We start from the raw sequence: 21,848 nt of genomic DNA, 5'->3' as shown, positions 1-21,848 counted from the left end.
GTCAACAATTGGCGCACGCCAGGTGAATTCGTCCTACCATCGGCGGGTGGCCTCTGTCAGTGACCTCGGTATCGCGACATCGAGTCAGCTGAACGGCACGTCATCGGCGTTGATCATCCCGGTCGGGTCCACCGAACAGCACGGACCGCACCTGCCGCTGGACACCGACACCCGGATCGCCACCGCGGTGGCCCGTGCAGTTGCTGACGGGGTGGCCGCGCGTGACCCGCGGCAATGGCTGATCGCCCCGGCGATCGGATACGGCGCCAGCGGCGAACACGAGGAGTTCGGCGGGACGGTGTCCATCGGCACCTCGGCGCTGCGCCTGTTGCTCGTCGAGTTCGGCCGGTCGGCGGCGCGCTGGGCCGACCGCCTGGTCTTCCTCAACGGACACGGCGGCAATGTGGAGGCGCTGGCAGGCGCGGTGGCGCTGCTCCGATACGAGGGACGTGAGGCGAGCTGGTCCTCCTGCAGCGCCGTCAACGCCGACGCGCACGCCGGGCACACCGAAACTTCTGTATTGCTACATATTTCGCCGCAGCAGGTACGCCTGGACCAGCGGGTGCCGGGAAACAGCGCGCCGCTGGCAGAGTTGATGCCCGAACTGCGTCGCGGTGGCGTCGGGGCGGTCAGCAAGGTGGGCATCCTCGGTGACCCCACCACCGCGACCGCCGACGAAGGTGCACGCATCTTTGCCGAGATGGTGGACGGTTGTGTTACACGCATCCGGCGGTGGCAGCCGGACCGGGACGGGATGCTGACATGACCGGCCCGAGGCTGCCCGACGGCTTCGCGGTGCAGGTCGACCGCCGGGTGAAGGTGCTCGGTGAGGGCTCCGCTTTGCTGGGTGGATCGCCGACCCGCCTGTTGCGACTGGCCCCGGCCGCCCAGACGATGTTGTCCGGTGGCCGACTCGAGGTGCACGACGCGGTCAGCGCGCAACTGGCTCGCACCCTGCTCGACGCGACAGTCGCGCATCCGCGCCCACCCAGCGGCCCATCGCATCGCGATGTCAGCGTCGTTATTCCCGTGCGCGACAACCTATCCGGAGTGCAGCGGCTGGTTTCGGCACTGCGCGGTATGCGGGTCGTCGTGGTGGACGACGGTTCGGCCGTCGCCCTGCAGCAGTCCGATTTCGCCCACATGCACTGCGACGTGAAGATCCTGCGCCATACCCGTAGCAGGGGGCCGGCCGCGGCTCGCAACACCGGCATGGCGGCATGTGACACCGACTTCGTCGCCTTCCTCGACAGCGATGTCGTGCCGCGACGCGGCTGGCTCGAGGCGCTGCTCGGCCACTTCTGCGACCCGGCCGTGGCGCTGGTGGCGCCCCGCATCGTGGGCCTGGGGGAGTCCGACAACCTGGTGGCGCGCTACGAGGCCGTGCGTTCCTCGCTGGACCTCGGACTGCGCGAGGCGCCGGTGGTGCCCTACGGCACCGTGTCCTACGTGCCGAGCGCCGCGCTCATCTGCCGTCGCTCGGTGCTGACGCAGGTCGGCGGCTTCGACGAGACGCTGACATCCGGCGAGGACGTCGATCTGTGCTGGCGGATGGTGGAGGCCGGCGCGCGGCTACGCTACGAACCCATCGCACTGGTCGCCCACGAGCACCGGACGCATCTACGAGAGTGGTTCGTGCGCAAGGCATTCTATGGTGAAGCGGCGGCGCCGCTGACCGTGCGACATCCGGGCAAGACCGCACCTCTGGTGATCTCGGGGTGGACGCTGGTCGCATGGATGCTGATGGCGATGGGCTCGACCTTCGGCTATCTGGCGTCGGTCGTCGTCGCGACGATCACCGGACGCCGCATCGCCAAGTCGCTGGCGACCGTGGAGACCGAACCCAAGGAAGTCGCCGTGGTGGCCGCGCACGGGCTGTGGTCGGCGGCTCTGCAACTGGCGTCGGCGATCTGTCGGCACTACTGGCCGATCGCGCTGATCTCGGCGTTGCTTTCGCAGCGGTGTCGCCATGCGGTGTTGATCGCGGCCGTGGTCGACGGCGTGGTGGATTGGATCACCCGCAACGGCAACGCCGATGACGACACCAAACGCCTGGGCCTGGTGACCTACATCCTGCTCAAGCGCCTCGACGACATCGCCTACGGCACCGGATTGTGGACCGGAGTGGTGCGCGAGCGTCATCTGGGCGCGCTCAAGCCCCAGATCCGGACCTGAAGCGCCCTTGTCGCAATCCTCCGTCGTCCCACCGTTCAGTGACGTCCTCATCGTCGGTGCAGGTAGCGCCGGATCCGTGCTGGCCGAACGACTTTCCGCCGATGCACGGTGCCGGGTCACCGTGGTGGAGAGCGGACCGGCACCGACCGACCCCAGGGTGCGCGAGCAGATCAGCAACGGTCTGCGGTTGCCGATCGGTGATGCCAGTTCGGTGGTGCGTCGGTACCCCACGACGCTGACCGACGATCCCCCGCGGCACGCGCAGATCATGCGCGGGGCGGTGGTGGGCGGATCGGGCGCGGTCAACGGCGGCTACTTCTGCCGCGGATTGCCCACCGACTTCGACGGCTGGGGCGTGCCCGGATGGACGTGGCGCGAGGTGTTGCCGCACTTCGTCGCGATCGAGACCGACGTCGATCACTCGGGTCCGCTGCACGGCGTCGACGGACCGATACGTGTGCAGCGGGTATCTGAATTCGACGGCTGCACAGCATTATTCGTCCAAGCGGCAAGGGACGCCGGGTTTCCGTGGATCGACGACCTGAACGGGTCCACCGCGCAGTCGCCGCTGCCACCCGGTGTGGGCGCGGTGCCGCTGAACATCAACGGCGGCACCCGCCTCGGCCCCGGTGGGGCGTATCTGCAACCGGCGATGGGCCGGGCCAATCTCACGCTACTGACCGGAACCCGGGTGAAGCGGGTCCGGATCGTCAACGGGCGCGCGGTCGGGGTGCACTGCGTCGGCCCCGACGGGCCACTCGATCTGGCCGCCGACCGAATCATCCTGTCCGCAGGCGCCATCGGCTCGGCACACCTGATGATGCTCTCGGGTCTCGGCCCGCGGGAAGTGTTGGAGCAGCACGGAGTACCGGTGGTGGCCGATTTGCCGGTCGGCACGGCAACGGTCGACCACCCGGAATGGGTGCTTCCGGTGAGATGGTCTGAATCTCATGGGCTGCCCCCGCTGGAGGCGGTGTTGACCACCTCTGATCCCCTCGAGATCCGCGCCTACACAGCTGGTTTCGGTGCCATGGTCAGCGGCCGTCGCGACGACCCCGGCGACCACCCGCATCTCGGGGTCGCGTTGATGCGGCCGCGGTCACGCGGCAGGGTCCGGTTGGCATCGGCGGATCCGGACGTGCCCCCGATGATCGAGCACCGCTATGACAGCGAACCGGACGATGTCGCGCTGCTGCGGGCGGGCACCGAACTTGCGCGTGAACTCGCGGGCGCCGAGGGGCGAGACGCGACCGTATCGTGGTCGACGTCGCAGCACCTGTGCGGCACGGCGCCGATGGGTACCGAGGACGACGACAACGCGGTGGTGGACCCGCACTGCCGGGTGCGCGGTGTCGAGGCGCTATCGGTGGTCGACGGCGCGGTGCTTCCCGCCATTACGAGTCGGGGGCCGCACGCGACGATCGTCATGATCGGCCACCGCGCCGCCGAGTTCGTCGGACGGTCGTGAGGTGAGCCGGGCGACGAAGCCGAACTGCTTTCCGTCGCGGCCCGGCGCCCACAGCGCGACGAATGCCGCTGCCACCACCGACACGGCGGAGAGCACCACGAGCGACAGATCCATCGACTTCATGAAGGCGTCCTGGGCCAGCGTGGCAAGCGCCGCGCCCTGCGGCCCGATCTGGGCGGCGACCTCGAGCGCCTGGGCGATGGAATCCAATGCGGGGGCGCGGATCTCGTCGGGGAATGCGGCCAGCCCCGGCGCCAGTGCGCCGGTGTACTCGGCGGCCAGCACCGAGCCCGCAACCGCGATGCCCACCGCTGCACCGACTTCGCGCGTGGTGTCGTTGACCGCCGAAGCGACGCCCTGCTTCTCGTCGGGGACGGCGTTCATGATCGCCGAAGTCGTCGGCGCGACGCACAGACCGATGCCCGCACTGGTGATGAGGAACGCGATCACGAGGTCGGGGTAGGTGGAGTACGCCGACAGATAACGCATGGCGAACAGCCCCACCCCGATGAGGAACAGGCCGAGCGCCACCGAGAACCGCAGGCCGATCTTGGGAAGGTACAGGTGCAGCGTCGCGCCCAGCACCATGATCGGCACGGCCAGCGGGGCGAGCGCGAACGCGGTCTGCAGCGGGCTGTAGCCCAGGATCAACTGCATGTACTGCATTGCGATGAAAAAGAATCCGAAGTTGGAAAAGAACAGGACCGTGACGCCCAGCGCCCCGGTGGCGAAGTCGGGGCGGGCGAACAACCGGATGTCCAGCAGCGGATGGCGCATTCGCAGTTCGACCGCTGCGAAGGCGACCGCCAACGCCACGCCGGCGGCCATGCAACCCCACACCATGGGATGGGTCCAGCCCCGGACCGGCGCCTCCACCACACCGAACACGAAGACCGCGACCGCGGCGCCGATCAACACCGCGCCGCGCCAGTCCAGGGCCGCGGCGGTGTCGTCTTTCGACGACGAGATCGTGCAGGTGGCGATGAACATCGCGATGCCCGCCGCGGCGAACGCATAGAAGATCGACTCCCACGAGAAGTAGCGCAGCAGCAGTCCGGTGCCCATGAAGCCCACGATCGCGCCCGAACTCGCCACGCCGGCCCAGATGCCGACCGCCTTGTTGCGCTCGGATTTGGGGAAGGCCGCGGTCAGCAGCGACAGCGTCGCGGGCATGATCAGCGCCGCACCCGCGCCCGCCACCGCCCGCGCGACGATGATCTGCACGGGACTGCCGAGGAAGACCGGCGCGACCGAGGCCAGCGTGAAGATCGCAAGGCCGACCAGCAGCGCGCCGCGGCGCCCGTAGCGGTCACCGATCGCGCCCGCGGGAAGCAGCAGGCATGCCAGTACCAGGGTGTACCCGTCGACGATCCAGGTCAGCTGGGTCTGGGTGGCGGCGGTCTCCACCGCCAGATCGGGCAGCGCGGCGTTGAGCGCCACCATCGACGAGATCACCAGCAGCACGTCGAGTCCGGCCACCACCAGCAGCCAGAGCCGCCGACGGGGAGACAGGGTGGTCGAGTCGGCCTCGCTACCCTGGTCGGACAGTGTGAGGGTGTCGACCATCGTCGTCGCTCTCTTTCGCCGGGTATTTTTGAGACTAGCGGTCTCGCTACGAGACCACCAGTCTTGTTCCCCAGGAGGAGGGGGCCTAAACGATGAGCGAGGACCCGCGGCCGGCCCGCTCGCGGGCGCGTTTGCTCGAGGCCGCGACGGCGCTTCTGCGTTCGGGCGGTCCCAGCGCGGTCACGATCGACGCGGTCACCCGAAGCGCCAACGTAGCGCGGGCCACTCTGTATCGCCACTTCGCCAGCGCAAATGATCTGCTGGCGGCCGCGTTCATCGGGCAGTTGCAGCGCGCGCCGATGCCACCGGCCGAGGGCAGCCTGCGGGACCGGTTGATGGCGGTCGTGGTGGGCTGGGCCGAATCGATCGCCGAGGCGCCTGCGGTGGTCACCGCCATGACCTGGCTGGCGTCTGGTCCCGACGCCGGATCCTATTCCGATGTGCGCCAGGGTGACTCAGACGCCGTCGGTACCCTGCGGGCGCGCATCATCCAGTTCTACTCGGTGCCCTTCGACGCCATCTTCGACAGCCCGCAGGCCGCCGCCGAGCTCGAGGAGGTGGACCGCATCGCGGCGATCGCCCTGCTGATCGGTCCGCTGATCCTCGGAAAGCTCTCCACGGTGGCCGATTTCGACTATCACCGGTGTGCCGAGGCGGCCGTCGACGGCTTCCTGGCCACCCACCGCAAAAGCGATCCGCCCGTCAGCGCACCGAGTACCGAATAGGCAGGCGTTTGAGGCCGCCCACGAACGTCGTCGCGGTCAGTTGCGGCTCGCCGGCCAACTCGATGGACTCCAACCGGGAGAGCAGTTCGGTGAAGAAGGCGTTGATCTCCATCCGGGCCAGCGCCGCGCCCAGGCAGAAGTGCACGCCGTAGCCGAACGCCAGATGCTTGTTGGGGTCACGGCCGACGTCGAACTTGAACGGCTCGTCGAAGATCTCTTCGTCGCGATTGGCCGAAACGTAAGCGAGGTAGGCGGATTCGCCCTCCTTGATCGGTACGCCACGCACCTCGGTGTCAGCGGCGGCGGTGCGCATGAACTCCTTGACCGGAGTGGTCCAACGGATCATCTCCTCCACCGCGGTGCCCATCAATTCCGGGTTGGCCTTCAGCCGGGCGAGCTGGTCGGGGTTTTCGATCAGCGCCCGCAGCCCCCCGGAAATGGCGTGGCTGGTGGTGTCGTGTCCGGCGGTGGCCACGATCACGTAGTAGGACAGGCAGTCGACCTCGGAGAGCAGTTCCCCGTCGACGCGACCGTTGGCGATCGCCGACGCCAGATCGTCGGTGGGGTTCGCCCGGCGTGACTCCGTCAGCTCCCTGAAGTAGTTGAAGAAGTCCACCAGCACCTCCATCTGCTCTTCGGGTGTGGTGCCGCGTTTGTATTCGTCCTCGTCGCCGCCGAACAGCTCCTGGGTGAGGCGCAGCATGCGCGGGAAGTCCTCCTCGGGCAGACCCAGCAGCGACATGATCACGTACAGCGGGTAGTAGACCCCGATGTCGTTGACGAAATCGCATGCCGGGCCGATGTCGCGCATCTTGTCGACGTAGCGCTTGGCCAGCTCGTCCACGCGAACCTTCAGCTCACGCATTGCCTTGGGGCGGAACCAATCTGCGCCGATGGCGCGGACCTTGCGATGGTGCGGGTCGTCCATGTGGATCAGCGTGCGCAGTCCCATGCCCGCCTCGAGCTGCGCCTTGGCGAGGTCGTCGGCCTGCGCGGTGGCCAGCAGCGGGCGCGGTTCGGACAGCCACAGTTCGTTGTCGCGTTCGATGGCCATGATGTCGGCGTGCTTGGTGATCGCCCAGAACGGCCGGTACGGCGGATTGTCCACCCACGCCACCGGGTTGTTGGCCCGCAGATGGGTCAGCGCCGCGTGCAGGCTCTCGTCGTCGGCGTAGGCCTTCGGATCGGCGAGGACTTTCGCGGCGGGATCCATCGTCCGCGTGCTCATAGGGGCTCCAATCATCCCGGGGAAAAGTTGACGGGTGTCAAATTCGCAGTCTATGTGACGGGAGCCACGGCGGGTAGGGATCGGTCGAAGTCCGCCCCGGTGCGCGCTCAGTACCCTCGGAAATCGTGACACCGGCATCGTTTCGACGCGGATTGCGCAGCGCGTTGGTGTTTGTCGCGGCGACGCTGATCGCCGTCGGCTGCAGTCAGGTCAAGAGCGCCCCGTCGCCGGCGGAGTTGGTGCCGACGGCGTCGGGCGCGGTCAGCGGCGTGGTCAAACCGACCTACCGGCTGTTCGCCGGCATCCCGTATGCGGCGCCGCCGGTCGGATCGCTGCGGTGGCGCCCGCCGGAGCCCATGCCCCGATGGTCGGGCGTGCGCAACGCCGTCAAACCGGGACCGGGTTGTATCCAGGGCCCCGTCGGCGATCCCGATTTCGCCAAGCAGACCGACGAGGACTGCCTGACCCTCAACGTGTGGACGCCGCCGGAGGACGGCAGGCAGCGGCCGGTGATGGTGTGGATCCACGGCGGTGGGTTCACCGCCGGGGCCGCCCAGATCTACAACGCGCGATGGCTAGTCGAGCGCGGCGACATCGTCGTCGTCACGATCAACTACCGGCTCGGCGCGCTGGGCTTCCTGGCGCACCCGGCGCTGGGCCCGCCCGGAGACGTCGGCAACTACGGTCTGGCCGACCAGCAGGCGGCGCTGCGCTGGGTCCAACAGAACATCGCGCACTTCGGCGGCGACCCGGGCCGGGTGACCGTGGCCGGCGAATCGGCGGGCGCCATCTCGATCTGCGACCACCTGGTGGCGCCGGGGTCGGCCGGACTGTTTCGCGCGGCGATCATCCAGAGCGGGCCGTGTCAGGCGCAGGGCACGCTGCCCACGGCCGAGGACGCCAGCATCGCCTATGCGGCCAAGATCGGGTGTGAGGACCCGCGCGCCGCGGCCGATTGCCTGCGCGCGCTGCCCGCCGACACGCTGCGTCGACACGTCTTCTACTACCGGTTCGCCGGGGTGGACCTGACCGGCCCGGTCAGCGGCAGCGCGGTGCTGCCCGTCGATCCGGTGACGGCCATCGACGACGGCCGCGCCGCCCGGGTGCCGGTGCTGATCGGCACCAACCGCGACGAGTTCACGGCGTTTCTGGCCAATCTGTACAACGAGGAGGACTTCGGGCCGGAGGACTATCCGGGGCTGCTCGACGAGGCCTTCGGCGCCCACGGTCCCGCGGTGCTGGCCCAGTATCCGCTCGACGGCCACGACAGCGTGCCGTCGGCGTACTCGGCGGCGCTGACCGACAGCGTGTTCGCCTGCTCGAGCGACCGGGTGGCCGATGCGCTGGCCGAACACGCGCCGGTGTACGCCTACGAGTTCAACGACCGCACCGCGCCCAAACCCGACTCGCTAAACGAGCTGCCCTTCCCGGCGGGTGCCGCGCACGGTTTGGAGTTGCGCTACCTGTTCGACATGGGTGGGGCGCCGAAGTTGAACAACGCGCAGCAACGGCTCTCCGACGAGATGATCCGGTACTGGAGCGAGTTCGTGAAGACCGGTTCGCCGGGCCCCGACTGGCCGGCCCTGCGGGGCGGCCAGGGCGGAGATGGCGGCGAGGTCATGTCGCTGCAGCTGGACGGCAGCCGCCTGACCACCACTTTCGAGCAGACCCACCGTTGCCCGTTCTGGGCGGAGGTTGAGGGCTGAGCCCCGAGATGGCAGGGTTGGCGAGCCGCGGGGATGGTTGGCGGCGGCGCTGACGCCGAGATCGACGTTCTGGCGCGAACCGCCCGCACTTTCTCGCCCATATGTCCGTTTGGGCGGAAGAGCAGCGGAGATTTGGAGCGAACCAGGCATCTAGGGCATACTGTTCGGGTTGCCTTGAGCCGGGACGGTGCCTCTTCGAGACTGCCCGGCGGGGGGCATACGACCAGCATCCGCACGGATGCGTCCGGTCCAGACCTCGATCGCGTCGATTTTTCGACACACCCGAGCGCGGGGGCCGGTGAACCACAGACAGGTAAACAGCGGCGGCATAGCTGCGCGACCGGGTTGGTCTCGGCGCTCGGCAGGAAACCAGGCCCAACCGGGCCCGTTAGTAGTGAGGTAGGAAAACAGCGTGGCGGGACAGAAGATCCGCATCAGGCTCAAGGCCTACGACCACGAGGCGATCGACGCCTCGGCGCGCAAGATCGTCGAGACGGTCACCCGTACGGGCGCCAGCGTTGTCGGCCCGGTGCCGCTGCCGACCGAGAAGAACGTGTACTGCGTCATCCGGTCCCCGCACAAGTACAAGGACTCGCGGGAGCACTTCGAGATGCGCACTCACAAGCGACTGATCGACATCCTCGATCCCACGCCGAAGACCGTCGACGCGCTCATGCGCATCGACCTGCCGGCCAGCGTCGACGTCAACATCCAATAGGCATCCCAGGAGATCCCACAGAAATGGCACGTAAAGGCATTTTGGGCACCAAGCTGGGTATGACGCAGGTGTTCGACGAGAACAACCGGGTCGTCCCGGTGACGGTCGTCAAGGCCGGCCCCAACGTGGTGACCCGGCTGCGCACCCAGGAGCGCGACGGCTACAGCGCGGTTCAGCTGGCATACGGCGAGATCCGCCCCCGCAAGGTGAACAAGCCGCTGTCGGGGCAGTACGCCGCGGCCGGGGTGAACCCGCGACGGCACCTCGCCGAGTTGCGGCTCGACGACGAGGCCGCGGTCGCCGAGTACGAGGTCGGCCAGGAGCTGACGGCCGAAATCTTCAGCGACGGCAGCTATGTCGACGTGACCGGCACCAGCAAGGGCAAGGGCTTCGCGGGCACGATGAAGCGCCACGGCTTTTCCGGTCAGGGCGCCAGCCACGGCACCCAGGCGGTGCACCGGCGGCCGGGATCCATCGGCGGCTGTGCCACCCCGGGTCGCGTGTTCAAGGGCACCCGGATGGCGGGCCGCATGGGCAACGACCGGGTGACCACGCTGAACCTGTTGGTGCACAAGGTCGATGCCGAGAACGGCGTGTTGCTGATCAAGGGCGCCATCCCCGGCCGCAACGGCGGACTGGTGATGGTGCGCAGCGCAATCAAGCGAGGCGAGAAGTGATGGCTGCCAAGAAGACAGACGCCGCGAAGGCGCTCAAGATCGACGTCCACACTCCGGGCGGTAAGAAGGACGGCTCGGTGGAGTTGCCCGCCGAGTTGTTCGACGTCGAGCCGAACATCGCGTTGATGCATCAGGTGGTCACCGCGCAACAGGCCGCGGGCCGGCAGGGCACCCACTCCACCAAGACCCGTGGCGAGGTGCGCGGCGGCGGCAAGAAGCCCTACCGCCAGAAGGGCACCGGCCGTGCGCGTCAGGGCTCGATCCGGGCCCCGCAGTTCACCGGCGGTGGCATCGTGCACGGCCCCAAGCCGCGCGACTACAGCCAGCGCACGCCCAAGAAGATGATCGCCGCCGCATTGCGCGGGGCGCTGTCGGACCGGGCGCGCAACGGCCGCATCCACGCGGTCACCGAACTGGTGGAGGGCCAGACGCCGTCGACCAAGAGCGCCAAGGCGTTCCTGGCGACGCTGACCGACCGCAAGCGGGTGCTGGTGGTGATCGGCCGCGCCGACGAGACCGGCACCAGAAGCGTGCGCAACCTGCCCGGCGTGCACGTGGTCTCGCCGGATCAACTGAACACCTACGACGTGCTCAAGGCCGACGACGTGGTGTTCAGCGTGGACGCTTTGAACAGCTACATCTCGGCGCACACGGCCAACACGCAACGTGCTGAGGAGGTTTCGGCGTAGATGGCGACCATCACTGACCCCCGCGACATCATCTTGGCCCCGGTCATCTCGGAGAAGTCCTACGGGTTGATCGAGGACAACGTGTACACGTTCATCGTGCACCCGGACTCCAACAAGACGCAGATCAAGATCGCGATCGAGAAGATCTTCAAGGTCAAGGTCGCGTCGGTGAACACCGCTAACCGGCAGGGCAAGCGCAAGCGCACCCGCACCGGCTTCGGCAAGCGCAAGGACACCAAGCGGGCCATCGTCACGCTGGCTCCTGGCAGCAAGCCGATCGACCTGTTCGGAGCACCGGCCTAGCCGGCTAGCAGAGAGACCCAGACAACATGTCAATTCGCAAGTACAAGCCGACGACACCGGGGCGTCGCGGTGCCAGCGTCTCCGACTTCAGCGAGATCACCCGCGACCATCCGGAGAAGTCGCTGGTCCGTCCGCTGCACAGCAAGGGCGGGCGCAACGCGCACGGCCGGATCACCACCCGGCACCGGGGCGGCGGCCACAAGCGCGCCTACCGGGTGATCGACTTCCGCCGCCACGACAAAGACGGCGTGAACGCCAAGGTGGCGCACATCGAGTACGACCCGAACCGCACCGCCAACATCGCGCTGCTGCACTACTTCGACGGTGAGAAGCGCTACATCATTGCGCCGCAAGGACTGTCGCAGGGTGACGTCGTCGAGAGCGGTCCCAACGCCGACATCAAGCCCGGTAACTGCCTGCCGCTGCGCAACATCCCCGCCGGCACCACGGTGCACGCGGTGGAACTGCGTCCCGGCGGCGGCGCCAAGATGGCGCGGTCGGCGGGCGCGTCCATCCAGTTGCTCGGCAAGGAGGGCAGCTACGCCTCGCTGCGCATGCCGTCCGGTGAGATTCGGCGCGTCGACGTGCGCTGCCGCGCCACCGTCGGCGAGGTCGGCAACGCCGAGCAGGCGAACATCAGCTGGGGCAAGGCCGGTCGTATGCGCTGGAAGGGCCATCGGCCGTCGGTCCGCGGTGTCGTGATGAACCCGGTCGACCACCCGCACGGCGGCGGCGAGGGCAAGACTTCCGGTGGCCGTCACCCGGTCAGCCCGTGGGGTAAGCCCGAGGGCCGCACCCGCAAGGCCAACAAGCCCAGCGACAGGCTCATCGTCCGACGCCGGCGCACCGGCAAGAAGCACCACCGGTGACCGATGAGCGCTGCGAAGAGTATTTAGGGAGCTAGGTAATGCCACGTAGCCTGAAAAAGGGACCGTTCGTCGACGACCATCTGCTCAAGAAGGTCGACGCACAGAACGAGAAGAACACGAAGCAGGTCATCAAGACCTGGTCGCGTCGGTCGACCATCATCCCCGACTTCATCGGCCACACCTTCGCGGTCCACGACGGCCGCAAGCACGTGCCGGTGTTCGTCACCGAGGCGATGGTCGGGCACAAGCTCGGCGAGTTCGCGCCGACGCGCACTTTCAAGGGTCATATCAAGGACGACCGGAAGGCCAAGCGGCGATGAGCGCTCCAGTGACCGAGTATCCGACCGCGACCGCCAAGGCGCGGTTCGTGCGTATCTCGCCGACGAAGGCGCGCCGGGTCATCGACCTGGTGCGCGGCAAGTCGGTCACCGACGCGCTGGACATCCTGCGCTGGGCGCCGCAGGCGGCCAGTGAGCCGGTCGCCAAGGTGATCGCCAGCGCCGCGGCCAACGCGCAGAACAACGAGGGCCTGGACCCGTCCACTCTGGTGGTCGCCACGATCCACGCCGACGAGGGCCCCACCGCCAAGCGCATCCGCCCCCGCGCGCAGGGTCGCGCGTTCCGGATTCGCAAGCGCACCAGCCACATCACGGTGATCCTGGAAAGCCGGGCGAGCCGCGACGAGCGCGGCGGCGGATCGTCGGCCAGTGCCACGCGGGCCCGTCGCGCCCAGGCCAGCAAGGCCGCGGCGTCGAAGAAGGCCACCGGCGCGACCGCAACCGCGGAGAGCACCGAGACCGCGAATAAGGCGCCCGCGAAGAAGGCTGCGGCCAAGAAGGCCGGCGCGGAGAAGGCGAGCGCGGAAAAGGCGCCCGCCAAGAAGGCGCCGGCCAAGAAGGCCGCAAAGAAGACTGCTGAAGCTTCCGATGAAGCGAAGGGAGGCTCGCAGTAGTGGGCCAGAAGATCAACCCGCACGGCTTCCGGCTCGGTATCACCACCGACTGGAAGTCCCGGTGGTACGCCGACAAGCAGTACAAGGACTACGTCAAGGAAGACGTGGCGATCCGTCGGCTGCTGGCCACCGGTCTCGAGCGCGCAGGCATCGCCGATGTGGAGATCGAAAGGACCCGGGACAGGGTTCGAGTCGACATCCACACCGCGCGGCCGGGCATCGTGATCGGCCGCCGCGGCACCGAGGCCGACCGCATCCGGGCCGACCTGGAGAAGCTGACCGGCAAGCAGGTGCAGCTGAACATCCTGGAGGTCAAGAACCCCGAGTCGCGGGCCCAGCTGGTGGCCCAGGGCGTGGCCGAACAGCTGAGCAACCGCGTCGCGTTCCGTCGCGCCATGCGCAAGGCGATCCAGTCCGCGATGCGCCAGCCCAACGTCAAGGGCATCCGGGTGCAGTGCTCGGGTCGCCTCGGCGGCGCGGAGATGAGCCGTTCGGAGTTCTACCGTGAGGGCCGGGTGCCGCTGCACACGCTGCGCGCCGACATCGACTACGGCCTGTACGAGGCCAGGACCACCTTCGGCCGCATCGGCGTGAAGGTGTGGATCTACAAGGGCGACATCGTCGGTGGCAAGCGTGAGCTCGCCGCGGCGGTGCCCGCAGGCGCCGACCGTCCGCGCCGCGAGCGTCCGTCGGGAACCCGGCCGCGCCGCAGCGGTGCATCGGGCACCACCGCGACCGGCACGGAAGCCGGTCGCGCCGCCTCCGGTGGCGACGCCGGTCGTGCTGCGGCGCCCGCGGGCGTCGAACAAGCTCCCGCGGTCGCCGAGGCGGCGGCGGGTACCGAGGCGGCTGCCGGCGAGGCCGCGCCCGCCACGGAGAACACGGAGAGCTGAATCATGTTGATTCCCCGCAGGGTCAAGCACCGCAAGCAGCACCACCCGAGGCAACGCGGCATCGCCAGCGGCGGTACCACGGTGAGCTTCGGTGACTACGGCATCCAGGCGCTCGAACACGCCTATGTCACCAACCGGCAGATCGAGTCCGCTCGTATCGCCATCAACCGGCACATCAAGCGTGGCGGCAAGGTGTGGATCAACATCTTCCCGGACCGCCCGCTGACCAAGAAGCCCGCCGAGACCCGGATGGGTTCGGGCAAGGGTTCGCCGGAGTGGTGGGTGGCCAACGTCAAGCCGGGCCGCGTGCTGTTCGAGCTGAGCTACTCCGACGAGAAGACCGCGCGCGAGGCGTTGACGCGCGCCATCCACAAGTTGCCGATCAAGGCACGCATCGTCACCCGAGAGGAGCACTTCTGATGGCAGTGGGAGTGACGCCGGGCGAACTGCGCGAACTGTCCGACGACGAGTTGCGAGACAAGCTGCGCGAATCCAAGGAAGAGCTGTTCAACCTTCGCTTCCAGATGGCGACGGGTCAGCTCAACAACAACCGTCGGCTTCGCACGGTGCGCCAGGAAATCGCACGGGTTTACACCGTGCTCCGTGAACGTGAGCTGGGCCTGTCCGCCGGGCCCGCAGGTGAGGGATCGTGATGGCTGAGACCAAGAGTGACTCGAAGGCCCAGAAGGGGCCGAAGTACACCCCGCGCACGGAGAAGCCGCGCGGACGACGCAAGACCGCGATCGGCTACGTGGTGTCGGACAAGATGCAGAAGACCATCGTGGTCGAGCTGGAGGACCGGGTGAAGCACCCGCTCTACGGCAAGATCATCCGCACCACCAAGAAGGTCAAGGCCCACGACGAGGACGGTGCCGCCGGTGTCGGCGACCGCGTCTCGTTGATGGAGACCCGACCGCTGTCGGCGACCAAACGCTGGCGGCTCGTCGAGATTCTCGAAAAGGCCAAGTAGACGCACTCGGAAGGCCCCGCACCCTCACCGGTGGCGGGGCCTTTCGGCGTTGAGCAGCACATTTGGCATATGCCGAGGTTTGGTTAACCTGGGTCGAGATGGGGGTGGGCAATATTCGCTTGGTTCGCGCCGCCGCACTGTGCGGCGTGCTGGTCGTCACGGCGTTGCTCGGCCCGGCGCCGTCGCACGCCGCACCCGGCGACGGCGGACGCGTCGCCGATCGGCCGACTCTGAACCTGACCGCGCTCGGATCCGGCCCCGACGTCTCGCTGTACGGGCTGCAGGGCACCCAGACGCTGAGCCTTCCGGTGCCCAGGGGGCTTCGTCCCAGCGCGCTGACCGCCAACGTCGACCTCCCCGCAAATGTCCGCGGCGGCAACGTGATCGCGACCCAGCAGGGCCGCACGCTGTCGCGCGTCGAACTGCTGCAGGCCGATGACACGCCGATCACGATCCCGTTGACCGGCGCGCGCGTCGTCGACGACACCCTGACCTTCCAGATCCGCAGCCGGTTGCTGCCCGCCCCCGGCGAATGCCTGTATGACCCGGCGATTCCGCTGCAGTTGACGGACGCGGCGATCGCGTTCAGCGGCAGGGAGAACCCGCCGACCGTCGTCGCGGATTTCCTTCCGCCGGTCCTGCACCGGCTGACGATTTTCCTCCCGCGCTCACCCACACTTCCCGAATCCCAGGCGGCGGTGCGGTTGACGACGGCCGTGGTCAACCGCTACGGCAGCCAGCACACCGATGTCGACATCGCGCCGCTGTCCCCTGGCCGGGCCGTTCCGCCGTCCGGCCCGCTGGAACGCAACGTCGTCATCCGGGAAGGGCCCGACGCCGCGGTCTGGATGCAGGGCGGCGACGGGGTGCCCGCACTGCAGATTTCCGGGACCGGCGACGCCCTCGTCGACCAGGTCGGGCTGTTGACCAGTGATCTGTCGAACCTGGCGTTGTCGTCGAAAGCCGTTGCCGGCCGGATCGAGTCGAAAACCTCAGCGCCTGCCAACCCGGTGGCCATCGGCGATCTCGGTCAGAGCGGAGTCGACGCCGTCGCCTTCAATCCGCAGGTGTTCGTCGAAATCGACCAGACCCGGCTGGGCAGGCCGGTGCGCGGCGTCCGGGTGCACCTGAAGGGCTCCTACACCCCGCTGCCGCCCAACGTCGGCGGGCAGATCGTCGCGGCGATCGGCGATCGGACCATCGACCGGTGGACCATCGACTCCAGCGGTGACATCGATCATTCGGTCGACATCCCGGACGCACTGCTGCAGCGGTCGACCGACCTGCGGGTCGCGGTCGACATCGCGGGGGAGACCGGGCGCTGTGGCGAGTTCGAGCCCGTCACACTGCGGATCGACGATTCGACGAGTATCGAATACGCGCCGGATTCGCCTGTCGCCGAGGGTTTTCAAGCGCTGCCGCAGGCGCTGATGCCCGAGGTGAAGGTCGGCATCGGGCCCGATTCGTTCACCGACACCACCCGCGCAGCGACACTGTTGGAGGGCCTGCAGCGGCTCAGCCGATCGCCGCTGGACCCGTCGCTGGTCTCCCTGCAGGAGGCCATCGACAGCCGGTCGCCGGCGATCCTGGTCTCCGCGGGCGGTTGGCCCGACGAGAATCTGACACCACCGGTGCGGACGTCGCCGGACGACGGGCGCATCGCGGCGGCGTTGACGCTGGAGTCGGCGCCGCGGTTCGGTTCACTTCAGACGCTGCGCGACAACGGCCGCACCGTGCTCGTCGCCACCTCCGACGACGCGCCCGGCCTGCTCGATTCCCTGCTGGCATGGTTGGACGCCGACCCGACCCGGTGGTCCGCGCTCGACGGCACCGCCGTGCTGGCCCCGCCGGGGCGTGACCCGGTGGTCATCGAAGCCGATGTGGCCCAACAATACTCACCCAACACAGACGGCGGGGTGAGTGCGGTGCTGTGGACCGCCGCGGGTGCGGTCACGCTCGCCGGGCTGGCTGTCGCGGCGACCCTGGTGCGCCGCAGACGTCGCCGCTGACCTTCGCTGCCGCCCTGTTCACGCGGGGCAACGGGGGTTCGGTTCATCAAGAATCAAACGGTTTCCGGCGCTTCGTCGGCCGTCTACTTTCGCTCTGTTAGCCGTGCTGTTCGCTGAACAAGGAGCGTTGATGGTCGTCACCCCCCGCGATGTCAAAGTGGGTGCCCAGGATGTGCATCGCTGGATCCAGGACATGGGCTGGACCTCGCCGTCCATTCGGTCGAAGTATCCGACGAAGTACCAATTCGACGGGGGAACAAGGGAACAGTTCAAGCTGATCGTCGGCGAGTACTGCCGGATGGAGAACGAGAAGGACGACAGGCAGTACGGATCGCTGGTCGACAGCCTGGCGCGGCTTCAGGCGGGCGGACGCATCGAGCCGCGCTGGGCCGAGATGATGAAGTTCGTCAGCTCGTTTCTCGAGCTGGGGGAGTACGTGTCGATTGGCGGGTCGGCGATGCTGTACGACGCGGTGCTCTCACCCGAGCAGCGCAACGGTTACCTCGCCCAGGTCGAGGACGAGGTCCGGCACACCAATCAGCTTGGCTACCTGAAGAAGTACTTCGCCTCGCAGTACTACGATCCGGCCGGCTTCACCGGACCCCGGCAGCACCGGCACGGCAATCCACTGTTCTGGAACAACCGCCAGCAGGCGTGCGAGACCTTCGTGTCCGGCGACCCGGTGCTGATCTCACTGAACCTGCAGATGGTGGCCGAGGCGTGCTTCACCAAACCCGCTGGTGGTGGCGATGACCGAGTGGGCGGCCGCCAACGGTGACGAGGTGACCCCGACCGTGTTTCTGTCGATCCAGTCAGACGAGCTGCGCCACATGGCCAACGGCTACCAGACCATCGTGTCGGTCATCGAGAACGACCACAACATGCAGTACCTGCAGACCGACCTGGAGAACGCCTTCTGGATCCAGCACCGTGGCTTCAGTTCGATGATCGGCCGCGCGTTCGAGTACGGCGCCGTGAACAGGGCCGAACCCTGGGCGGAGACCTGGAACAAGTGGGTCATCGAGGACTGGGGCGGCATCTGGATGGGTCGGTTCTCCCGATTCGGGCTGGAGTCCCCGCGCAATCTGGCCGACGCGCGCCGCGACGCCTACTGGGCACACCACGACGCGTTCGCCATCGCCTACGCACTGTGGCCGTTCGTCGGATGCCGGCTCGAACTGCCGCGCGAGACGGACAAGGACTGGTTCGAGCGGCACTACTCGGGATGGCATTCGTCGCTGGGCTGGGCCTTCGACCGGTGGCAGGAGATCGGCGTGGAGGATCCGGCCAACCGCACCAGCCCCATCGAGCATCTGATCGAACAGGGCAAGGCGCTGCACTTTTGCCGCGTGTGCCAGTCACCGCTGCTGCAATTGCGGCGGCAGGCGCCCGCCGACAGCCACGCCGCGATCACCAGCCGGATCATCGACTACGGCGGTCGGCGGCACACGCTGTGCTCGGACTGGTGCGAGCGGCTGTACCTGCAGGAACCGGAGCGCTACACCGGCGAGAACTTCTTGGAGATCTTCGACGGTTGGGAGCTCTCCGAGATTGTGCGCGCCACCGGGGGTGTCCGCAGCGACGGCAAAACCCTTGTCTCCCAACCGCATCTGCACAGCGAACGGATGTGGACCGTCGACGATCTGGCGGCATGCAACGTCGTCGTGCGTGACCCGCACGTCGCAGGTGTCAGCTTCGAGAAGTTCTGAGGGGTCACCGGTGACCAATACCTACCGGCGCAGCCTGCTCAATCCCGAGCACGACGGCGAGCGCACCCCACTGGAAACTCAGCGCACCGCATTGCATTTCGCCAACCCGTACCGCAGGCGGATCTCCGAGTACGAACAGGTGCTCCTGCACACCCAGCCCAACCCGGACTGGGTACGCGGCGGCATCGGTGTCGGCGGCTGGACCACCCGCTTCCCCGGCGGGCGGGGACCGTGGGAGAACTACTTCACCGAGGCGCGCTGCACCGACTGGTTCGCGTTCCGGAATCCCGAAGGCCGTTGGCAGAAGCCCTATGTCGCGGAGAAGGCCGACGAATGGCGCTCGACCAGCCGGTTGTTTACCACGTTCAGCAACCACGGCCTGCACCGCGACGGCGACCCGCAGTGGTTCCAGACCGTCGTCGGCGAACACCTCGGCGCCCTGGTGCTGCACGACTACGGCATCTTCATGGCTCTGGCGTCGCCCATCCGCGACGTTCTCGTCGACACCCTGCGCGTCGCGGTCGTCAACTGGGCGGTGGACTTCCTGGACAGCGCCCAGCAGATCCAGGCCGAGAAGGTCTTCCTCGGCCAGGTGCTCTCCGAGTCGATCGCCGACCTCGAGCCATCACGGCGCCGGTGGCTCGAAGACCCCGCTTACGCGGGCGCGCGGACATTCGTCGAGCATCTCTGGGGCGACGGTTATGACCACATCGAGGTGCTCTTCGCGCTGTCGATGATCTACGAGCCGCTGTTCGGCCGGGTGGTTCGGCGCGAGTTCTACTACCGCTCGGCCCCCCTGCACGGCGATCAGCTCACACCGCGCGTGCTGTGGCCGTCGTTTCGGTCCGCCGAAGCGGCGGGCACCTGGACCACCGAACTGTTCGGACGGCATCTGGGCGCCGACGCGGAATTCGGCGACTACAACCGCAGGCTGATGGGGTGGTGGACGCGGCGCTGGTTGCCCAGGGCGGTGGCCGCGATCGCCGGGCTGTCCGGACTGTTCACTGCGACCGCAACCCTGCGCGGTTCGGCCTCGGCGTCGCCTCGGGACATCTTCGAGACCGCGGCGCGGGACTGGCTCGGCGAATACGGACCCCTGTGGGCCTCGGAGCTGACCGTTGACGACCTTCTGCAGCTCTACGACCGAGCCCCCGCGGTGGGGGAGCGTGGCGTGACCGAGCGCAACCCCGACACGCCGGGATCCCATCAGGCCGCTGTCGACCGGCGCGTCGCCAGCATCGACGCCGAGGCGTTGCGGGCGAAGCTGTTCAGTGACGACGCCGTGGTCGAAAGCCGCCGGGTGGTACTGACTTTGACCAAGGCCGACGAAATCGAGGCGACGGTGGAGTGGCTGGCCGACCGGTATGCCGAAGACACCAGCTTCACGATCGAGGACAGCGGAACCTACTACCGCATCGACTGCGAGGAGGGTTTCGAGATCGACGCCGACGAGATCGCCGAACTGTTGGGCCATCCGTTCTCGGTGTACGACCTGCTTGTCAATGTGTCGACGACGATCGGCCGGGCATACGTCAACGGCAGTGTCTTCGCGATCACCACCGAGCTGATCGGCTGGGAGAGCGAGGTGCCGCGGTGAGCCAGGAGCACAAGCTCGCGCTCACGTTCGAAGGCGCCGAGCGCATCGACATCGTGTGCCGGGAAGACGAGGACGTCGTCACCGCGGCCTTCCGCCAGGGCTATCTGTTGCTCACCGAATGCCGCGAAGGCAGCTGCGCGACTTGTCGGGGCTTCCTCGTCGACGGCGACTACGACGAGCTGCTGCCCCACAGCCCGCACGCCCTCAGCGACCACGAGGAGGACGACGGCTACATCCTGGCCTGCCGCCTGCAGCCCCGCAGCGACCTGGAGATCGACTTCGACTACCCGCTGGATCGCGTCGGTCGCTATGACGAGCAGACCCGGTCGGGTCAGGTCGTCAGTGCCGACCGGCTGTCGACCGGTGTGGCTCGAATAGTGGTGCGCACAAACGCGTCTCAGGACCCGCTGCGTTGGGAGGCCGGCCAGTACGTTCAGGTGACCATCCCGGCCATCGGGGCGACCCGCTCGTATTCGATGGCCAACCTGTCCGACGGTGGGCGCGAACTGGAGCTGTTGATCCGGCTGTTGCCCGGCGGCCGGTTCTCGGGCCACGTGGCCGCCGGGCTGGCGACCGGTGAGCCGGTGCGGCTTCGGGGACCGTTCGGAAACTTCACCTTTCGTGGTGACCGGAGACCGGTGTTCGTCGCGGGAGGCACCGGGATCGCGCCGATCCTCGCGATGCTGCGGTCGCTGGCCCGCACCGAACCGGCGGTCGAGGCGAGGCTGGTCTTCGGTGTGGCCACCGAGGAAGACCTCGTCGTCACCGACCTGTTGGCCGAACTCGGTTCCGCGCTGCCCAACCTCGACGTCGTGCCCACCGTCGAGTGGCCGGGGCCGTCGTGGACCGGGGCGGTGGGGGTGGTCACCGACCACCTCGGTGTGCCCGACCCGGACAGCGCGTACTACCTGTGCGGGCCGCCGGCGATGACCACTGCGGTCGAGGCCCACCTCGCCGGCGTCCCCCCGCGACCGCATCCACACCGAACGGTTCGTCGAGACAGGAGATCAGCCGTCATGACCAGGAACAGAAAAGCCGTCGCGGCGGGCGCGGCGCCTCGAACCGAATATCCGCCCTACGGCGATCAGGACCTGCGGCGGGAATGGACCGAACGCCTTGCCGGCGTCGCCGATCTGGACACCGCGGTCGATCTGCTTCTCGGCTGGCGCCGCGGGTCGGCGCGCGGCGCCCTGGAGGAAGCCGATGCGCTGTGGATCGAGGCCCGCATCGAAGACCGTGTCGCGGTACGCAGGTTCGAAGAACTCAGCGGGGACTGCATCGACACCACCACGCTGACCGGCGAGTCGATCGCGGATGCCTGCGAAGCCGCGGTCCACGCGGCGAGAACCGCGACCGACGTACCCGCACTGGAGGCGGCCGTGGCGTCGTTCCGGCGCACGTACAAGCCGCCGGTGATGCCCACCGTGCCGTTCTTGCGGACCGAGACCGAACTGGCCGAACTACTGATCCTGCGCCGCTCCAAAAGCTGGTTCGACGAGCCGCTGGCCGAACTGCGCCGCCGCCGCTCGGCGGTGCTCATCAGCGACGCGGCCGACCCGGCAGCACTGACCGCCACCCGGCCCTGACCGGCTCA

At 68.0% G+C, this 21,848-nt stretch carries 23 protein-coding genes; 21 read left to right on the top strand and 2 right to left on the bottom strand.

Features of this window, described 5'->3' with window-relative positions:
• Positions 1-22 precede the first annotated feature (22 nt).
• The 3 genes from mftE to mftG are packed head-to-tail and all read left to right on the top strand — an operon-like array spanning position 23 to position 3,643.
• Positions 23-766, top strand: coding sequence for a mycofactocin biosynthesis peptidyl-dipeptidase MftE (gene mftE, locus ABQE89_RS13835; protein ID WP_448417403.1), 744 nt, complete (start codon positions 23-25; stop codon positions 764-766).
• On the top strand, positions 763-2,175 hold the full coding sequence (gene mftF / locus ABQE89_RS13830) for a mycofactocin biosynthesis glycosyltransferase MftF (RefSeq protein WP_448417401.1): 1,413 nt from the start codon (positions 763-765) through the stop codon (positions 2,173-2,175). Before mftE ends, mftF begins: the two co-directional genes overlap by 4 nt.
• A gap of 7 nt (positions 2,176-2,182) precedes the next feature.
• Positions 2,183-3,643, top strand: coding sequence for a mycofactocin dehydrogenase MftG (gene mftG, locus ABQE89_RS13825; RefSeq protein ID WP_448417399.1), 1,461 nt, complete (start codon positions 2,183-2,185; stop codon positions 3,641-3,643).
• On the opposite strand, the gene ABQE89_RS13820 is transcribed toward mftG, so the two are convergent.
• Positions 3,536-5,209: an MFS transporter gene (locus ABQE89_RS13820; protein ID WP_448417397.1), complete on the bottom strand. Its 1,674-nt coding sequence runs from the start codon at positions 5,207-5,209 to the stop codon at positions 3,536-3,538. The two genes, mftG and ABQE89_RS13820, sit on opposite strands and share 108 nt — an antisense overlap.
• 92 nt (positions 5,210-5,301) lie before the next feature.
• Here ABQE89_RS13820 and ABQE89_RS13815 point away from each other — a divergent pair, with 92 nt between their 5' ends.
• Complete coding sequence (locus tag ABQE89_RS13815; protein ID WP_448417395.1) at positions 5,302-5,934, top strand: TetR/AcrR family transcriptional regulator; 633 nt, start codon at positions 5,302-5,304, stop codon at positions 5,932-5,934.
• Here ABQE89_RS13815 and ABQE89_RS13810 read toward each other — a convergent pair.
• Positions 5,912-7,162: a cytochrome P450 gene (locus tag ABQE89_RS13810; protein ID WP_448417393.1), complete on the bottom strand. Its 1,251-nt coding sequence runs from the start codon at positions 7,160-7,162 to the stop codon at positions 5,912-5,914. The genes ABQE89_RS13815 and ABQE89_RS13810 overlap by 23 nt on opposite strands.
• Positions 7,163-7,287: 125 nt before the next feature.
• Here ABQE89_RS13810 and ABQE89_RS13805 point away from each other — a divergent pair, with 125 nt between their 5' ends.
• The 17 genes from ABQE89_RS13805 to ABQE89_RS13725 all read left to right on the top strand — a co-directional run bounded on the left by ABQE89_RS13805 (position 7,288) and on the right by ABQE89_RS13725 (position 21,840).
• Entirely contained in the window at positions 7,288-8,868 is a 1,581-nt protein-coding gene (locus ABQE89_RS13805) for a carboxylesterase/lipase family protein (protein WP_448417391.1), read from the top strand.
• 412 nt (positions 8,869-9,280) lie between these two features.
• On the top strand, positions 9,281-9,586 hold the full coding sequence (gene rpsJ, locus ABQE89_RS13800) for a 30S ribosomal protein S10 (RefSeq protein ID WP_003883485.1): 306 nt from the start codon (positions 9,281-9,283) through the stop codon (positions 9,584-9,586).
• 23 nt (positions 9,587-9,609) lie between these two features.
• Positions 9,610-10,263, top strand: coding sequence for a 50S ribosomal protein L3 (gene rplC, locus ABQE89_RS13795; protein WP_448417389.1), 654 nt, complete (start codon positions 9,610-9,612; stop codon positions 10,261-10,263).
• Positions 10,263-10,952, top strand: a complete 690-nt coding sequence (gene rplD, locus ABQE89_RS13790) for a 50S ribosomal protein L4 (protein WP_448417387.1) — start codon at positions 10,263-10,265, stop codon at positions 10,950-10,952. Before rplC ends, rplD begins: the two co-directional genes overlap by 1 nt.
• Positions 10,953-11,255, top strand: coding sequence for a 50S ribosomal protein L23 (gene rplW, locus ABQE89_RS13785; protein ID WP_448417385.1), 303 nt, complete (start codon positions 10,953-10,955; stop codon positions 11,253-11,255).
• Positions 11,256-11,281: 26 nt separating this feature from the next.
• Complete coding sequence (rplB, locus tag ABQE89_RS13780) at positions 11,282-12,124, top strand: 50S ribosomal protein L2 (protein WP_448417383.1); 843 nt, start codon at positions 11,282-11,284, stop codon at positions 12,122-12,124.
• Positions 12,125-12,162: 38 nt separating this feature from the next.
• A complete protein-coding gene (rpsS, locus tag ABQE89_RS13775) occupies positions 12,163-12,444 on the top strand; it encodes a 30S ribosomal protein S19 (RefSeq protein WP_007167837.1) in 282 nt (93 codons plus the stop codon).
• On the top strand, positions 12,441-13,076 hold the full coding sequence (rplV, locus tag ABQE89_RS13770) for a 50S ribosomal protein L22 (RefSeq protein ID WP_448417381.1): 636 nt from the start codon (positions 12,441-12,443) through the stop codon (positions 13,074-13,076). Before rpsS ends, rplV begins: the two co-directional genes overlap by 4 nt.
• Positions 13,076-13,969, top strand: a complete 894-nt coding sequence (gene rpsC, locus ABQE89_RS13765) for a 30S ribosomal protein S3 (RefSeq protein WP_448417379.1) — start codon at positions 13,076-13,078, stop codon at positions 13,967-13,969. The genes rplV and rpsC overlap by 1 nt, the downstream gene beginning before the upstream one ends.
• 3 nt (positions 13,970-13,972) lie before the next feature.
• The gene (gene rplP, locus ABQE89_RS13760; RefSeq protein ID WP_448417377.1) at positions 13,973-14,389 is read left to right on the top strand and encodes a 50S ribosomal protein L16; all 417 of its coding nucleotides are present in this window, start codon (positions 13,973-13,975) and stop codon (positions 14,387-14,389) included.
• Positions 14,389-14,622, top strand: coding sequence for a 50S ribosomal protein L29 (gene rpmC, locus ABQE89_RS13755; RefSeq protein ID WP_448417375.1), 234 nt, complete (start codon positions 14,389-14,391; stop codon positions 14,620-14,622). Before rplP ends, rpmC begins: the two co-directional genes overlap by 1 nt.
• Positions 14,622-14,939, top strand: coding sequence for a 30S ribosomal protein S17 (rpsQ, locus tag ABQE89_RS13750; protein WP_448417373.1), 318 nt, complete (start codon positions 14,622-14,624; stop codon positions 14,937-14,939). The genes rpmC and rpsQ overlap by 1 nt, the downstream gene beginning before the upstream one ends.
• A gap of 98 nt (positions 14,940-15,037) precedes the next feature.
• Positions 15,038-16,948: a hypothetical protein gene (locus ABQE89_RS13745; RefSeq protein WP_448417371.1), complete on the top strand. Its 1,911-nt coding sequence runs from the start codon at positions 15,038-15,040 to the stop codon at positions 16,946-16,948.
• Between the two features lie 130 nt (positions 16,949-17,078).
• Positions 17,079-17,726, top strand: coding sequence for a ferritin family protein (locus ABQE89_RS13740; RefSeq protein ID WP_448417369.1), 648 nt, complete (start codon positions 17,079-17,081; stop codon positions 17,724-17,726).
• Positions 17,698-18,657, top strand: a complete 960-nt coding sequence (locus tag ABQE89_RS13735) for a ferritin family protein (protein WP_448417367.1) — start codon at positions 17,698-17,700, stop codon at positions 18,655-18,657. The genes ABQE89_RS13740 and ABQE89_RS13735 overlap by 29 nt, the downstream gene beginning before the upstream one ends.
• Before the next feature lie 10 nt (positions 18,658-18,667).
• A complete protein-coding gene (locus ABQE89_RS13730) occupies positions 18,668-20,254 on the top strand; it encodes an MmoB/DmpM family protein (RefSeq protein WP_448417365.1) in 1,587 nt (528 codons plus the stop codon).
• Positions 20,251-21,840, top strand: a complete 1,590-nt coding sequence (locus tag ABQE89_RS13725) for an FAD-binding oxidoreductase (protein WP_448417363.1) — start codon at positions 20,251-20,253, stop codon at positions 21,838-21,840. Before ABQE89_RS13730 ends, ABQE89_RS13725 begins: the two co-directional genes overlap by 4 nt.
• The last annotated feature ends 8 nt before the right edge of the window (positions 21,841-21,848 follow it).

It is taken from the genome of Mycolicibacterium sp. XJ1819 (assembly GCF_053483675.1).
Note: the sequence above shows the minus strand (reverse complement) of the source record. Positions and strands in the feature narration are given on the sequence as shown.